Raw genomic sequence first — 15,423 nt, 5'->3', positions numbered from 1 at the left:
GATAAGATTCTAGAAGTTGAACTTTATCATAAAATCTTTCCAGAACTTAAGAAAAAGAAAATTGCAAGTGGTCGTGAAAATGAATGGATAGCAAAAGAAATGGGAATAGCTGATAAATCTGTAAAAGATTATATTAAGCTATTAAAAGTAGATGATGTGAAAAAGAAGTTTTTAAATAATGAAATCTTAACGTTAGATACAGCTTTAAGAATGATTGATTTTTATAACGAATACGGAAAAGATGAATATCATTTGATGATTGGTGATATGAAACAAAGATATAATTTTAGTCATAATAATGATTTTGCAATAAGTTATCATATGGTAGAAAATAATTTTTGGAAAAAAGAACGCGAAGAACGTGAGAAAAAAGCACAAGAGTTAGAGGAACAAAGAAAACGTGAAAAGCCAGATGAACAAGTTGAAGATGAACCAGTCCGAAAAGAAGAAAAAGAAGAAAAAGAAGAATATCAAATTCCTACATTTAATAATTATGACAATCTGCCACATTATTATTTTGAGACATCTTTATTAGAAAAAATAAAGATATCGTTGGAAATTGAAGATATAAATATAAACTTTGAATTTTTAAATCAGTTTGATGAAAATAAGTATTTTTTTGAACTGATATTGACTTCTTTTGGTAACAATTTGTTCATTAGAATAATTCGTATGCCAGAAAAAATAAAAGATGGATATTGGAGATATAAGTGTCCTGATGAAAACAAATTATTTAATATTAATATCGATTGTAAGGATAAAAAAGTTGATATTTTCAAGTGTATGAATAACATTAATAACATCTTGAATAAAGAGAAAATCATTCTAACAATAGATGATAAAGAAAACTTTATAGCAAGTCTTTTAGATAATGTATTGATTGAAAAAGAAATCTTAGAAAAAGAGGATTGAATTTATGAAAGACGATATAAAATTAATACCTTTGAGAGAGAATTTAAAAGGAAATATGAACTTTGTGTCTTATGTAAATCAAGATATTGGAATAATTCATTTTACACATAAATATATGAATCAATTTAATGAATTTTATTGGGAAAAAATACAGGAATATTATGAGAATAATATTCCTTGTACAGATGATACAAATCTCTATATATTGCATTTGTTTTTAAAAGAATATTTTAAAAACAAACATGAGAAATGAAAGGGTGTGAAAAAAAAGTGTTTTATTATAAGAAAAATAAGAAGTATGCTGAAATAATGCCACATACAAAAAATAAAGTTATTGAAAAATATACCATCTTAAAAACCGATCAAGTTGATTTAGGCTGGGAAACAGTTTCAACCGTTCCAGTTGTAGAAGTAAATGGAATTCGTATGATTGATGAAAAAATGATACGAATTTTAAGGGAACTGATATATGAGGGGTATGAAATTTTAGGTAAGAAAGAAAACAATAAATATTAATAATATCTTTATTACCAATAATTGTAAATAATAAAAGTAAGAATATGCATAAAATGACGAATATAATAAAAATTTGTCGAAAATAAGATATAATAAGAAAACCGGTGGAAAAATATGGAAGACGTCTTTTAAAATAATAGTATAAAATTTTAAAAGGGGAGTGTTTTTATGACATTAGATGAACTTTATGAAATATTTATTGAAGATAAAAAAATTGATATTATACAGGCAACTGTTGAAACTATTGAAAATAGATATGTTGTTATTTCACGATATTTTGGAAAAAGTAATATATCAAATATAAATAAAATAGCTATAAGAAAGTATCAAAATTATTTATTAAATGAATGTAATTATAGTGTATCTCATGTAAATAATTTAATAGGTGTTTTGAAACAAATTTTTAACTTCGCATTGGAGAATGGTTATATAAAAACAAATACTATCGCTAGTGTAAGAATGATTAATAAAAGAGTTAAAATACCTAAAGAAAAGGTTATATGGAATTTAGAACAATTTTTAAAATTTAATGAATATATAAACAACACAACTGATAAAGTTATATTTAATATGCTTTTCTTTTTAGGAATAAGAAAGGGAGAATTATTATCGTTAAGGTGGAATGAAGTTTCTTTTGCTCAAAAGAATATTAAGATTATTTCTACAGCGAATAGAGAAAAGGGAAAGGGACAAGTTATTACACCACCTAAAACTGTTCATTCTAATCGAATTGTTGTTATGGATAAATTTTTGTGTGAATTAATTGAAGAATATTACATAGGTCAAAGAAAAATTTATGGAAAGGATATAAAACAAAAATTTGTTATTGGTGGTGATAAAATGATGAGTTTTACTTCTTTACAAAGATTATTAAAAAAATATTTAGCAAAAACTCAACTTCCTGAAATTACTTTGCATGGATTTCGTCACAGTCATGCGACTATGCTCGCGGATTTTTCGACGGATATCAAGGCTATAAGCGAAAGACTAGGGCATGAGAATATCGAAATCACTTTAAAAACATATATACACACAAATTCAAAAGCACAATTTAAGTTGACAAAAGAAATAGAAAGGAATGTGCAGAGTCATAACAAAAGCAAATTTATTGTATTGGTAGATAATATAAAAGAACTCTTAAGAAAAGAAATCACAGAAAATGAATGTACAGATATAGAAATGGATCAAATTGTAAATTTGTATAATTATGTACAAAAGGAAGTGATAAATATTTAAAATAGTATTGAATAAAAAACCGTCATATGGTATAATGTTATTAACAAATGAACGAAGATGAATGTAGTTGATAGAGTGGTGCAGAACTCATCAGCTGCACCAAATCTTTAAGAGTTGAAACCAACGATAGAATGTTGGCTTTTTATTTTAAATGAATAATATAGTCATGAGGTATTTTAAAAGGTAAAGTCAAATATGGAAACTCTCTGTGAGTTATGATAAAATAACAAGCAGTGATATTAAAAAATATAAAACTTGATATGGATAAAATAAATTAAGTTTATTTAGGGAGGATTTATATATGAATACTGAGATTATTAAAACAATGAGCATTGAACTTAATATTAGTGAAAAACAAATTGAAAATGTATTGTCTTTATTACAAGAGGGGGCTACTGTTCCTTTTATTGCACGTTATCGTAAAGAAAAGACGGATGGACTTAATGAAGATCAAATTAGAGAGATTTCTAAGGTTTATGAATATCAAATGAATCTTCAACAAAGAAAAGAAGATGTTATTCGTTTGATAGATGAAAAAGGAATGTTGACTGAAGATCTTAGAAATCAAATATTGAAGGCAGAGAAATTAAGTGAAGTTGAAGATTACTATCGACCATTTAAAGAAAAGAAAAAAACAAAAGCTTCTGTTGCAAAAGCTAAAGGATTAGAACCATTTGCTTTAGATATTTTAAAATTATCAAGACAATTTGATTTAGAGGCTGCTGCTCAAAAATATTTAAATGAAGAAGTATTAACCATTGAAGATGCCATCCAAGGGGCTAAAGACATTATTGCAGAACAAATAAGTGATGAACCTCGTTATCGTAAATATACAAAAGATATGATTTATAAAACAGGAATAATAACATCTTCTGTTAAAAAGAAAAACCCTGATGAAGATGGTATCTATGAGATGTATTATGATTATAATGAAAAGGTACAGTATATAGCTTCTCATCGTATTTTGGCTATGAATCGTGCTGAGAAAGAAAAGGTTTTGAATGTTTCAATAACAATTGATGAAGAAAAATTTGAAAACTATATATATAATGGAGTGATGAGAAAACGTGAATCTAATCTAAATGATTTCATTATGATATGTGTAAAAGATGCATTTAAGCGTTTGATTTACCCATCAGTAGAAAGAGAAGTCAGAAGTGAATTGACAGAAAAGGCTCAGGAACAAGCTTTAAAAGTCTTCTCTATTAATTTAGAAAAATTATTATTACAAGCACCTCTAAAAGATCGTTATGTATTAGGAGTAGACCCCGCTTTTAGAACAGGTTGTAAATTAGCAGCCATTGATCCAACTGGAAAGGTTTTAGATATAAATAAAGTTTTTATCACTTTGCCTAAAGCCGATTATACAAAAGATGAAAAAATTCTTCTTTCGATGATTCAAAAATATAGAATTGAAATTATAGCTATTGGAAATGGGACAGCAAGTCGTGAAACTGAAAGTTTTATTGCTGAATTTATTAAGAAGAATGCTTTAAATCTTCAATATGTTATTGTTTCTGAAGCTGGTGCTAGTGTTTATTCAGCGAGCGCAATTGCCAAAGAAGAATTTCCTACATATCAAGTTGAGGAGCGTTCTGCTGTTTCTATTGCTAGGCGACTTCAAGATCCGCTTGCGGAACTTGTCAAGATCGAGCCAAAAGCGATATCTGTTGGTCAATATCAGCATGATATGAATCAAAAGAAGTTGACTGAACAATTAGATTTCGTTGTTGAAAAAGTTGTCAATCAAGTTGGAGTTAATATTAATACAGCTTCACCATCATTATTACAATATGTTTCTGGTCTTTCTATGACTTTAGCAAAAAATATTGTCAAATATCGTGAAGAAAACGGTAAATTCACATCTCGTGATCAAATCAAAAAGGTTCATAAGCTTGGTGATAAAACCTATGAATTGGCAGTAGGATTTTTAAGAATTCTATCAGGGAATGAAAGATTTGATGAAACAAGTATTCACCCAGATAATTATCAAGATGCATCTCGTTTATTGCAATATCTTCATTTGACAAAAGAAGATATTGGAACACAACAGGCACAAGATGTGATTGTAAAAGTCAATAAAGAACAAGCTAAGACAGAATTAGGAATGGACACGTTTTTATTAGATGATCTTCTTGATGCTTTTGTATCTCCACATCGTTCTCCTCGTGATGAATACAATGCACCTATTTTAAGACAAGACGTCTTAAAAATAGATGATCTTAAAGTAGGCATGAAATTACAAGGAGTTGTAAGAAATGTTGTTGATTTTGGAGCATTTGTTGATATTGGTCTTAAAAATGATGGATTAGTTCATATATCTAAAATGTCAAAACAAAAAATTAAACATACTTTAGATGTCTGTAATGTTGGAGATATCTTAGATGTGTATGTTTATGACATAGATTTGAAAAAGAAACGTGTTGCATTATCTTTGATGGAGGTATAGACAATGGAATTTATTTATTATCCTAAATGTAGTACATGTCTTAAAGCTTTAAAACAATTACAAGCTAAGGAGTATCAAATTGTTAAAAGAGATATTGTTAAAGAAACACCAACAAAACAAGAATTATATAAATGGATATTGGATTATGGTCAAGGTATAAAACCTTTTTTCAATACATCAGGGATGGTTTATAGAGAATTGGCTTTGAAAGATAGATTACCTGATATGAGTATTGAGGAAGCAGTAGAATTATTGTCAAGCAATGGAATGCTAATAAAGAGACCTCTGTTAATTATGGAAAATCAAATTATAATTGGATATAAAAAGGAAATCTATGAGCAATTGTAGATTTCTTTTTGCTTTTAAGGTTGTGTTTTTTGCATTTGGGCTATATTTTATAGAGTTTGTAAAAGAAACTTGGTATACTGAAAACAAGTGAGGGGGAGATTAATGAAGATTTCGATTGAGGAAGTCAAGGAGTGCGAAGAGGTGGAAATTATTATTCGCTGTCCTATTCAAAATCAAGATATTAATAAAATTATTGAACTTTTAGAACATGATAGCATAAAACTTCAATGTAAGAAAGAACGAGATATCTATCAAGTCAATATAGTTGATATATATTATATTGAAACAATTGATGAAAAGACATTTGCTTATAGTCGTGATGATGTTTATGAAGTTTCTAAAAAACTTTATGAATTAGAAAAGAAACTAAATTCCCATGGTTTTATTCGAATTAGTAAATCATGTCTCTTGAATTTAGAATATTTGGACCATATTAGAGCTTTGCTTAATGGAAAATATGAAGCCACACTTCTAAACCAGGAAAAGTTAATTATCAGTAGAAAATATATAACTGATTTTAAAAAGGCATTTGAGGGATAGGAGGTGTATGATGAAAAGATTAAAGTATGTTTTAACAATTATGAGCACATCTTTTATGTTGGTTGTTTTATTAAATGCAATTTTAATGAGTCTTGAATATACAGGAGAATGGGCTTCTTTATCAGTAAGGAGTATTTTTCAGATATTTGTAACATGTCTTTTTATTGCAGTAGTTATTACTTATGGTGAATCAATAACTATTTTACGAGAGCATTTTGCAATAACGAGTTATGTTATTATGATGTCTTCTGTATTTATTATTAAATTTCTTTTTCATAAGCAATTTGAATTATGGAATGTAATAGCAGAAGCTACTTTGTTAACAATTGTCTTTGGTGGAGTTTGGTTTGCTATTTACTGTGTTCATGGTTGTGAAGCACAGAGAATTAACCAAATTATCAAAGAAAATCGGAAAAGAAACTTAAAGTAGCGTAACTGCAACTGAGAATGTATAGCGTGCAACGAATAGGTTTGGTAGTATAGTGACGACAAGGAGGAGTCAAAATGAATAATGTTATAGAGATTAAGAATTTAACAAAACGTTATGGTGATCTGGTTGCTTTAGATCATTTTAACTTAACAGTCAAAGAAGGGGAAATTTTAGGGTTGTTAGGACCCAATGGGAGTGGGAAGTCAACTTGTATTAATACCATTCTTTCTTTATTAAATTTTGATGAAGGAAGTATTCGTATTTTTAATAAGGAAATGAGTCCAAGTGCATATGATATCAAATCTAAAATTGGAGTTGTATTTCAAGATGTTGCTGTATTTGAAGAACTCAATGTCAAAGAAAATATTGATTATTTTTGTGGTTTATACATTAAGGATAAAGCAATCAGACAACAATATGTGGAAGATGCTATTGCATTGGTAGGATTAGAAGAATTTAAGAAATTTAAACCTAAACAATTAAGCGGGGGATTATTACGAAGATTAAATATTGCATGTGGGATTGCACATAAACCTCATTTGATTTTTCTTGATGAACCTACTGTTGCAGTAGATCCACAGAGCCGTAATCACATTTTAGAAGGGATTAAAATATTAAATGAGAATGGAGCAACTATTGTTTATACTACTCATTACATGGAGGAAGTTGAACAATTATGTCATGAAATTGTTATTATGGATAAGGGAAAGGTCATTGCTCATGGAACCAATGATGACCTAAAAAATCAAATTCAACTTGGAGAGAGAGTCACACTTGTGGTTGAAAAAGATGAAATTGATTTGATTGAAGAATTACGTCAGAATCCGGAAATATTAAGTGTTGAACAAATCCAAAATACAATTCATATTTCTTACTGTACCAAAGAAAATAATTTAGGAAAATTGATTGATGTCTTAAGGGAACATCATATTCAATATAATAGTGTTTTTAGTGAAAGACCAACACTTAATGATGTCTTTTTAGAATTGACAGGAAAAGAGTTAAGGGATTAAGCGATGCATAGTTTTATTTATCAGGCAAAACTGCTTTTTAGAGACAGAACAATGATGTTCTGGACATTCTTATTTCCCTTAATTCTTGCAACCTTCTTTAATTTGGCATTTTCAAAATTAAATTCAAGTGAAGGATTCGAACCATCGAAACTGGCTGTTGTTGAAGTCAAAGAAAACAAGGAATTAAAATCATTATTAAATGAATTATCTAAAGAAACTGATGATCAATTATTAGATGTTCAATATGTTTCTTTAACACAGGCACAACAGTTATTGTCTGATGAAGACATTGATGGGTATTTAACAATTGATAATACATTAAAAATATCAGTAAAAGAAAATGGGATTGCTCAAACGATTATTCAAAGTGTTATTGATAGTTATCAGCAAACGACACATACAATGAATTCGATTGCTAAAGAAAATCCTCAAGCATTAGTACAAATTATTCAAGAAGATTTGAATATGAATCAAGATTATTTTGAAAGTCGTCAAATGTCTTCTTTAGATGTTACGGTGATTTACTTTTATACTTTAATAGGAATGACTTGTATGTATGGTGGTTTCTGGGGATTAAAGGTATCCACTAATATAGAGGCAAACCTTTCTCGACAAGGAACACGTATACAGGTTGCCCCTGTTTCCAAAGTTAAAATGATTTTAACAGGAAATATAGCTGCATTTATTATGCAATATCTTGCAATGTTATTGCTTTTAGGATATTTAACACTAGGACTAAATATTGCTTTTGGAGATCAAATTGGGTATATTCTCCTATTAATGGCAGTAGGAAGTTATGTAGGAATTACACTTGGTAATTTAATTGGCAATTTATTTAAATGTTCAGAGAATACAAAGATATCTATATTAACATCAGCATCACTTTTTTGTTCTTTCTTATCAGGAATGATGGTGATTGATTTAAAATATATTATTCAGGAAAATGTACCTATTTTAGGGTATATCAATCCTGTTAGTGTGATTACTGATGCACTTTATGCTTTGTATTACTATCCAACATATGAGCGCTTCTTGCTAAATGTTTCAATATTAGCTGTTATGGGAGTTATTCTTACAATGATTTCAGTTCTTTTATCAAGGAGGAAAAAATATGATAGTCTTTAAAAATTATTTGAAGGTCGCAAAATCTTTTCTTCCAATTATTATAGTATATACACTTATATTTGTTGGAATAGCTACTATATCTTCAACGAGTGGTGCTCAAAATACTGATGCTTTTGAAGCGAGTGAATCACGCATAGCATTTATAAATCACGATCAAGAATCATCATTTATAAATTCCTTTCAAAAATATATTAAAGAGAATGCTGAGTATGTTAATATTCAGGATAGTGATGAGGAACTTAGAGATGCATTGTTCTTTAGAAAAGTTGATTATATTATGATCATTCCTAAAGGATTCACTGATGATTTTTTAAACAATAAAGATGTGAAAATTGAAACAATGGAAGTGCCAGATTCATATAATTCTATGTATTCTAAGACTTTGATGAATAAATATTTAAATACTGCTAAACTTTATTTAAAGGCAGATATAGCAGATGATAAATTGACTCAATATGTGAGTAGAGATTTAAATATTCATACTGACGTTGATTTCCATAATGTTGTTGTTGATAACAACATTGCAAAAGCGACCACTTTCTATAATTTTGCAAATTATACGTTGCTGGCAATTATTATTGTTGTTGTCTCAATGGTGATGATTTCTTTTAATGAAGAAAAAATTCGTCGTAGAAATTTGGTGTCATCAATTTCATATCAGAGTTTTAATCGTCAACTTCTATTAGGAAATATTATCACATCCATAGGAGTATGGTCATTATATGTGATAGCAAGTTTTGCATTATATGGAGCAACAATGTTAACCAATGCAGGACTATTGCTGATATTAAATTCTTTTGTTTTGGTTATCTTTATACTTGTCTTTAGTTTCTTCCTGACGACTGTTACACATAATCGTGAATTGGTAAGCGGAATATCAACGGTTGTTGGGTTAGGAACGAGTTTCATTGCAGGGGCATTTGTTCCCCAAGAGTTTTTAGCACCATTTGTTTTAAATATTGCTAAGTTGACACCATCTTACTGGTTTATTGATGGCAATAATAAAATTGCTAGTTTGTCTGGCTATTCTTGGACTGAGTTACAGCCAATCATAATGAATATGGCAATAATATTAGGGTTTGCAGTCTTATTTTATATCTTAATTCAATTGGTAAGTCGTTTAAAATTAAAGAAATCTTAAGAGCATGAAAATGCTCTTTTCTTTTTAAATTATATTCTCAAATGTATGATTATAAGATATACTATATTTATATGAGTATAAGGAGATGAATGCATGAAAGAAATAAAACAAGTAATTGAAGAAATAAAAAAAGCAGTTGTTGGTAAAGATGAAATCATTGAAAAAATTATCATGACGTTATTGGCACGAGGCCATATTTTATTAGAAGATATACCTGGAGTGGGAAAAACAAATTTAGCATTAGCACTATCTAAGAGTATGACACTAGATTATCATCGTGTTCAATTAACAACAGATGTCTTGCCCAGTGATATTGTTGGTTTTACGATGTATAATCCTCAAAAAAACACTTTTGAATATAAGGAAGGTATAGCATTTTGTCATTTGCTGCTAGCTGATGAAATTAATCGTACTTCTAGTAAAACACAAGCTGCATTACTTGAGTTAATGGAAGAAGGGAAGATGACTGTTGATGGAAATACATATGTTTTACCAGAACCATTCTTTGTGATTGCAACACAAAATCCTTTTGGTTCTGCTGGAACACAGTTGTTGCCAGATTCACAGTTGGATCGTTTTATGGTTAGATTGAATTTGGGATATCCTAGTATTACTGATGAAGTTGAAATTATGAAAAATCGTCAGATAAGTAATCCGCTAGATACGATTCAAGCAATAATAACACCTCAAATGATGACAACTTTTCAAAAACAGGTTGATCAGGTTTTCATAAGTGATGAAATATACTACTATATTGTTGCTATTGTTGATGCGACAAGACACAATGAATATATTGAACAGGGAGCTAGTCCACGTGGCTCATTAGCAACTATGAAGGTTGCCAAGGCATGTGCTTTTATGCATGATAGAGATTATGTTATTCCATCAGATGTAAAAGACGTTGTACATATGGTACTTGCCCATCGCATCATTTTAAATTATGATGCAAAAATGAAGGAAATGTCAGCTTATAGTTTGTTAGATGATATTCTTGATCACATTCGAGAGCCAGGTATTGAATAATGTATAAAGGACTTATGAAGTATCTTTGTGTCTTGATATTTCTATATGGGGTATGGAGCTTACTGTTAGGTTATTTTTTGTTTTTGTTATTTGCATTGGGTGTCTTGCTCTTCTTTTTTTCTGTGATAGTGAGTTACAAAAGTATGAGAATGACGGATGTCATTGTAACATGTCATCGTTCTATTCTAGAGCGACATGAAAATCTTTATATGACATTTACAAGAGTGGATAAGAGTTTGTTCCATTGTGGTTCATTGATTGTTGATTATAGTGTTATTGATAGTTTAGGAAAAGTCATCTATCGTCGCAAACAGAAAATCTATGATCAACTCGCCATGGATGCTTTAACAATTGATGACTGTGGTTATTATTATGTTCAAATCCATCATATTTATTGCTTTGATTTGCTTGGTTGTATTCATTTCAAAAGAAGCTCAAATCAACATGCTTACTTCTATGTCTTTCCATCATTGATACCTATAGATATGCAATTAGAAAATACTGTTGGATTTACACAAGAGTCTACTGAATATTCGCCTTATCAGTCAGGTGAAGATTATTTGGAAATTTTTGATTTACGTCCATATCATGAACATGATTCATTGAGACATATTCACTGGAAAGCTTCTTTGAAAAAAGATGAGTTATTTGTAAAAATAGGAAGTCAACCTATTGTTAAAAAAATACTATTGGCTGTTGAACTTCATCACATGAGAGAAGATAATCAAGCTTTGGATAGGTTTTATTCACTCTGTTCTTTATTATTGAAAAGACAAGTTCATTTTGAAATTTTATGTCCTCAATCACATACTGAGGGGATGGTACCAGAACTGATTTTAAATCAAGAACATTTGCGAGAATGTATGAAAAGAATATTGAAAGATATGAGTTTAAAATATCAAAGTGCTTTAGCACAAAATCATGATTATCTGAGTGTCTTTGTTGTCTCTAGTCAAGGAATTGAGGTGTATGAAAAATGAAAAACTTGATTTTAAAGTTACCTCAAAAACAGTGTAACATCTGCTTAGACTTTGTGATTATTATTTTGGGCGTTGTTGGTTTAAGTGGAGGGTTAGGTTATTCTTTGTATTTTCCTGAAGAGTTTGTATCAGGATTATTTCTACTCATTATTTTCTCAGGTATTGTGTATTTGACGATGCTAAAAAGTTATAAATCTGGTTTTTTATGTGTTATTATTGGATGGATTGTTTGTTTTGTTTTAAGTTATACATCTTACCAATTTGAAAGTGTTATTGATCAATTAAAAGTAGTCATTAAGTTTGATTATTTTTTACGGTTTGATGAATTGTTTAAAAATGCTCAATTAGTAGGTGGTATTGTTCCGATATTATTCTACCTTATGATTGGCATTCCCATTGTTTATTTAGTTGTTTCAACTGTTACACAGAAGAAACTTACTTATATCAAATTACTGTTATGTTTATTTATATTTCTTTTTCCAGTATTTATAAAACATCAGTTGAATAGTATAACAAGTTATTGTGTTATTGGTTTTCTGATATATGAATTGTTATTTAGTGCAATATTGAAACATCAAAAACAACAACAACCTATTTTAAAAATATGTTTTCTTCTTTTTTTATCTTTTATTCTCATTTTTTCAAGTATAAATTTAGAATCAAATCCAATTTTTAGACAAAGTTCAACATCAGTGTTGACTCAAATAACCAATTGGTTTGATGGGTTCTTTGGAGATAGTCATAATGGAACTGGGTTAAGTCCCTCAATTAATGGTGGTCTGCCAACAGGAGATATTACACTTAGTCATAGTATAGCTTTAACTGTACAATCTTCTGAACCATTCTCTTCTTATTTAAGAGGATATTCTCTGGCGCATTATGAAAATAATAAATGGCAACCTGTTATTAAAAATTTTGAAGATTCTAGATCTGTGACTCTATATACAAATTATATAAAAGAACAATATACAGATGTAATTTTTCAACAAGTTAAAGTGACTCCAAAAAAATCAACAAGTTATCAGTTAGTTCCATATTTTGCTGATACACAAAATGAAATTATTGCTGATTCGTATTTTAAAAGAACGGATGAATTTTTTGATGTTTTCGCATATGATATAGAATCTTTAAAAACACTGAATAGTTTTCCTCGTGAACAATACTTGGATTATCAGCAATATGTCGAGGATGAATACTTGAATGTCCCAGATCAACTTAGGGAGAATTTAAATCAATTTATTGATTCAAATTTAGAAGATAATGGTTATCTTACGAGAAAAGATTTAACCAATTATTCAAATCCTATAGAAATAGCAAATCAAGTTCAATATATGTTGCAAAAGCAAACAACATATTCATTAAAGACAGGAGAATTGCCTGCTGGAGCAGATTTTGTTGAAAATTTCTTATTTCAAACAAAGAAAGGGAGTTGTACACATTTTGCAACAACGGGAGCTTTATTGTTACGCTGCCTGGGAATTCCATCACGTTATGTCAGCGGATTTGTCATGAAATCTAGTGATTTTAAAGATGGTGTAGCTGAAATTCGTAATAATCGTTCGCATGCATGGATAGAAATATACTATGATGGAATTGGATGGATACCGATAGATATGACACCAACAGATTCATCCTCTGGCGTGGATTCATTAGGTACAATGCTTGATAATTTAACAGATGACAGCCAAGAGACACCTCAAGCAACGAATCCTAACACTGAGCAGCCACCAAATCAAGATCAGCCTGATACTCAAACGCCTATAGAGACACCAGATTCCGATATATTAGAAACACAGGAACCTCTTTGGTACCAGGGTATTTTGGGATATAGTGATTATATAATAAGAGGATTTATTTTTTTAGCAATTGTTTTCCTTTATAGATTGGTTTCAACAAAAGCATTTAAGCTCAAATTGAGGCATAAATCATCAAATCAAAAAATCATTCTTTATTATCAAAGAATGAAACGTATCTCTCGTTATGGAGGATATATTCAGGATGATATTGAAATGTTGGCATATAAGGCGAAATTCTCAACCCATACAATAAGTGATGAAGAATTAAAAGAGGTTGAAGAATATTATTCTTTATTCTCACACCAAATATATAAGACTCTGCCATTTTATAGGAAAATTTGTTTTAAATTTATATTAGGTTATTTATAAAGAAGAGATATCTTTACAAAAATAAGGAGTATTGGTGAAGCAAATAGGTCATGTGATTAGAGAATGAATATTGTTGTGAAAAATATATTTGAAGTCTTCCATTGAAAATCAGGGTTATTCCTGATTTTTTTATTATAGAAAGCAATGATATTGAAATAAAAAAAGAGGTTGAACCTCTTAATTGTTTTTTAAATGATTTATGTTTGCATATTGTGGAACACCATTTTCATATGTAATTGCAATCTCGCCTTGTATTAATGGATAAAGATAATTGTAAAGGTCTTGCGTGATATCATTATGATCTTCATTAATCCATTCAACAGGAATACGCTGTTCAAGATTGGCAATTGAAGTCACATCTTTAAAATCACATTCTATAGTATAGGGGTTATTGCTGGTACGATTGAAGACCATCATAACACTTGTTTCTCCAGCCATAGATGTTTTCACCGCATAACGTCCGATTTCAAATGATTCATCTAAATCAACAGCTGATGCAATATGCATTGCGCATCTTTGTAAAACATTTAATTCAATACTTCTTACCTTGCATTTAAATTCTTGATAGACCATAGATTCTAATACTTTTCCTGTGCCCGAATGAAGAATATGACCAAAAGCATCACGCTTTGCATATTTTGAATCTGAGTCTAAGAATTCACCGTTTTCATTTCTAATTCCTTCACTTACAGCAATAATAACACTTCTCTTTTTTTTGAACACTGCATGAATATCTTCTAAAAAGGCTTTCTTGCTAAAGGGAACTTCTGGTAAGTAAATGAGGTCAGGTGCATCGCTATATGCTGTTCTTGCAAGTGCACTTGCGGCAGTTAACCATCCAGCGTTTCTTCCCATAATTTCGACGATAGTGACAGCGTTGAGTTTGTAGATAGAGCTGTCATAAGCTATTTCTAACATAGAGGTTGCAACATATTTTGCTGCTGATCCAAATCCTGGTGTATGGTCAGTTCCCATAAGGTCGTTATCAATAGTTTTTGGGATGCCAATAAAACGAATATGAGAATCAATAGTTTTCGCATATGTTGATAGTTTAGCAACTGTATCCATTGAATCATTTCCACCAATATAATAAAAATCAGTGATTTCTAATTCATTAAATAATTGAAATAACAATTGATATGTTTGTGGATCTTCTTGAAACTCTGGCAATTTATAGCGACATGATCCAAGATACATAGCAGGAGAATGCTTAAGATGGTTTAAATCTTCAGTGCTTTTAAAGATTTCAAGTAAATCCATATATTTATTTTCTAATAAACCTTTGACTCCATTAATCATCCCATAAACATGAGCAAATTGTTGAGTATCAATACATTCTGCAATAATCCCAGCTAATGAAGCATTAATAGCAGTTGTTGGACCACCTGATTGTCCAATAAAACAGTTTCTTTTTTTCATGAATGAACTCCTTTGTCTTTATTCTTCAATATTCTATCATTTTTTTTATGGAAAAAAAAGTCTATTTTTGTGATTACGTGCTTTTCAAATGAAAATGAACTAGTAGTTTTGTGAACATATGGATAT

At 29.6% G+C, this 15,423-nt stretch carries 14 protein-coding genes and 1 pseudogene; 14 read left to right on the top strand and 1 reads right to left on the bottom strand.

The genetic code is table 11. From position 1 onward, the window contains the following. The 14 genes and pseudogenes from GQF29_RS17905 to GQF29_RS17840 all read left to right on the top strand — a co-directional run. Positions 1 to 912 (top strand): annotated as a pseudogene (locus GQF29_RS17905) (ParB/RepB/Spo0J family partition protein); the annotation flags it as partial. A 4-nt stretch (positions 913 to 916) separates the two neighbouring features. Then, positions 917 to 1,165, top strand: a complete 249-nt coding sequence (locus tag GQF29_RS17900; RefSeq protein ID WP_008789439.1) for a hypothetical protein — start codon at positions 917 to 919, stop codon at positions 1,163 to 1,165. Between the two features lie 17 nt (positions 1,166 to 1,182). Next, on the top strand, positions 1,183 to 1,428 hold the full coding sequence (locus GQF29_RS17895; protein WP_160340865.1) for a hypothetical protein: 246 nt from the start codon (positions 1,183 to 1,185) through the stop codon (positions 1,426 to 1,428). 168 nt (positions 1,429 to 1,596) lie between these two features. Next, positions 1,597 to 2,664, top strand: coding sequence for a tyrosine-type recombinase/integrase (locus GQF29_RS17890; RefSeq protein WP_160340864.1), 1,068 nt, complete (start codon positions 1,597 to 1,599; stop codon positions 2,662 to 2,664). Positions 2,665 to 2,965: 301 nt separating this feature from the next. After that, positions 2,966 to 5,113 (top strand): Tex family protein, encoded by a 2,148-nt coding sequence (locus GQF29_RS17885; protein WP_054325575.1) that lies wholly within the window; start codon positions 2,966 to 2,968, stop codon positions 5,111 to 5,113. 3 nt (positions 5,114 to 5,116) lie between these two features. Then, positions 5,117 to 5,461: an arsenate reductase family protein gene (locus GQF29_RS17880; protein ID WP_008789443.1), complete on the top strand. Its 345-nt coding sequence runs from the start codon at positions 5,117 to 5,119 to the stop codon at positions 5,459 to 5,461. Between the two features lie 102 nt (positions 5,462 to 5,563). After that, on the top strand, positions 5,564 to 6,001 hold the full coding sequence (locus GQF29_RS17875) for a LytTR family DNA-binding domain-containing protein (RefSeq protein WP_008789444.1): 438 nt from the start codon (positions 5,564 to 5,566) through the stop codon (positions 5,999 to 6,001). 10 nt (positions 6,002 to 6,011) lie between these two features. Beyond that, a complete protein-coding gene (locus GQF29_RS17870; protein WP_008789445.1) occupies positions 6,012 to 6,431 on the top strand; it encodes a hypothetical protein in 420 nt (139 codons plus the stop codon). A gap of 74 nt (positions 6,432 to 6,505) precedes the next feature. Continuing rightward, entirely contained in the window at positions 6,506 to 7,444 is a 939-nt protein-coding gene (locus GQF29_RS17865) for an ABC transporter ATP-binding protein (RefSeq protein WP_008789446.1), read from the top strand. A 3-nt stretch (positions 7,445 to 7,447) separates the two neighbouring features. Beyond that, on the top strand, positions 7,448 to 8,569 hold the full coding sequence (locus tag GQF29_RS17860; protein WP_008789447.1) for an ABC transporter permease: 1,122 nt from the start codon (positions 7,448 to 7,450) through the stop codon (positions 8,567 to 8,569). Continuing rightward, complete coding sequence (locus GQF29_RS17855; protein WP_117598762.1) at positions 8,556 to 9,710, top strand: ABC transporter permease; 1,155 nt, start codon at positions 8,556 to 8,558, stop codon at positions 9,708 to 9,710. Before GQF29_RS17860 ends, GQF29_RS17855 begins: the two co-directional genes overlap by 14 nt. 93 nt (positions 9,711 to 9,803) lie before the next feature. After that, complete coding sequence (locus GQF29_RS17850; protein ID WP_054689198.1) at positions 9,804 to 10,733, top strand: AAA family ATPase; 930 nt, start codon at positions 9,804 to 9,806, stop codon at positions 10,731 to 10,733. Between the two features lie 143 nt (positions 10,734 to 10,876). Then, complete coding sequence (locus GQF29_RS17845; protein WP_236916466.1) at positions 10,877 to 11,713, top strand: DUF58 domain-containing protein; 837 nt, start codon at positions 10,877 to 10,879, stop codon at positions 11,711 to 11,713. After that, positions 11,710 to 13,878 carry a transglutaminase-like domain-containing protein gene (locus GQF29_RS17840; RefSeq protein ID WP_117598763.1) on the top strand — a complete coding sequence of 723 codons (2,169 nt, stop codon included), beginning with the start codon at positions 11,710 to 11,712 and terminating at the stop codon, positions 13,876 to 13,878. The genes GQF29_RS17845 and GQF29_RS17840 overlap by 4 nt, the downstream gene beginning before the upstream one ends. 177 nt (positions 13,879 to 14,055) lie before the next feature. On the opposite strand, the gene GQF29_RS17835 is transcribed toward GQF29_RS17840, so the two are convergent. Continuing rightward, a complete protein-coding gene (locus GQF29_RS17835; protein WP_117598764.1) occupies positions 14,056 to 15,297 on the bottom strand; it encodes a 6-phosphofructokinase in 1,242 nt (413 codons plus the stop codon). Positions 15,298 to 15,423: the final 126 nt, after the last annotated feature.

Origin of the sequence: Coprobacillus cateniformis, assembly GCF_009767585.1 — a bacterium.
In the GTDB taxonomy this organism is placed as follows: Bacteria; Bacillota_I; Bacilli_A; order Erysipelotrichales; family Coprobacillaceae; genus Coprobacillus; species Coprobacillus cateniformis.
This window is presented reverse-complemented; position numbering and strand designations above follow the sequence as displayed.

Coding starts and splice junctions, on each gene's coding strand:
- GQF29_RS17880 (WP_008789443.1), top strand. CDS start 5,117: ATGGAATTTATTTATTATCCTAAATGTAGTACATGTCTTAAAGCTTTA.
- GQF29_RS17865 (WP_008789446.1), top strand. CDS start 6,506: ATGAATAATGTTATAGAGATTAAGAATTTAACAAAACGTTATGGTGAT.
- GQF29_RS17850 (WP_054689198.1), top strand. CDS start 9,804: ATGAAAGAAATAAAACAAGTAATTGAAGAAATAAAAAAAGCAGTTGTT.
- GQF29_RS17855 (WP_117598762.1), top strand. CDS start 8,556: ATGATAGTCTTTAAAAATTATTTGAAGGTCGCAAAATCTTTTCTTCCA.
- GQF29_RS17885 (WP_054325575.1), top strand. CDS start 2,966: ATGAATACTGAGATTATTAAAACAATGAGCATTGAACTTAATATTAGT.
- GQF29_RS17870 (WP_008789445.1), top strand. CDS start 6,012: ATGAAAAGATTAAAGTATGTTTTAACAATTATGAGCACATCTTTTATG.
- GQF29_RS17890 (WP_160340864.1), top strand. CDS start 1,597: ATGACATTAGATGAACTTTATGAAATATTTATTGAAGATAAAAAAATT.
- GQF29_RS17835 (WP_117598764.1), bottom strand. CDS start 15,297: ATGAAAAAAAGAAACTGTTTTATTGGACAATCAGGTGGTCCAACAACT.
- GQF29_RS17875 (WP_008789444.1), top strand. CDS start 5,564: ATGAAGATTTCGATTGAGGAAGTCAAGGAGTGCGAAGAGGTGGAAATT.
- GQF29_RS17845 (WP_236916466.1), top strand. CDS start 10,877: ATGAGAATGACGGATGTCATTGTAACATGTCATCGTTCTATTCTAGAG.
- GQF29_RS17860 (WP_008789447.1), top strand. CDS start 7,448: ATGCATAGTTTTATTTATCAGGCAAAACTGCTTTTTAGAGACAGAACA.
- GQF29_RS17900 (WP_008789439.1), top strand. CDS start 917: ATGAAAGACGATATAAAATTAATACCTTTGAGAGAGAATTTAAAAGGA.
- GQF29_RS17840 (WP_117598763.1), top strand. CDS start 11,710: ATGAAAAACTTGATTTTAAAGTTACCTCAAAAACAGTGTAACATCTGC.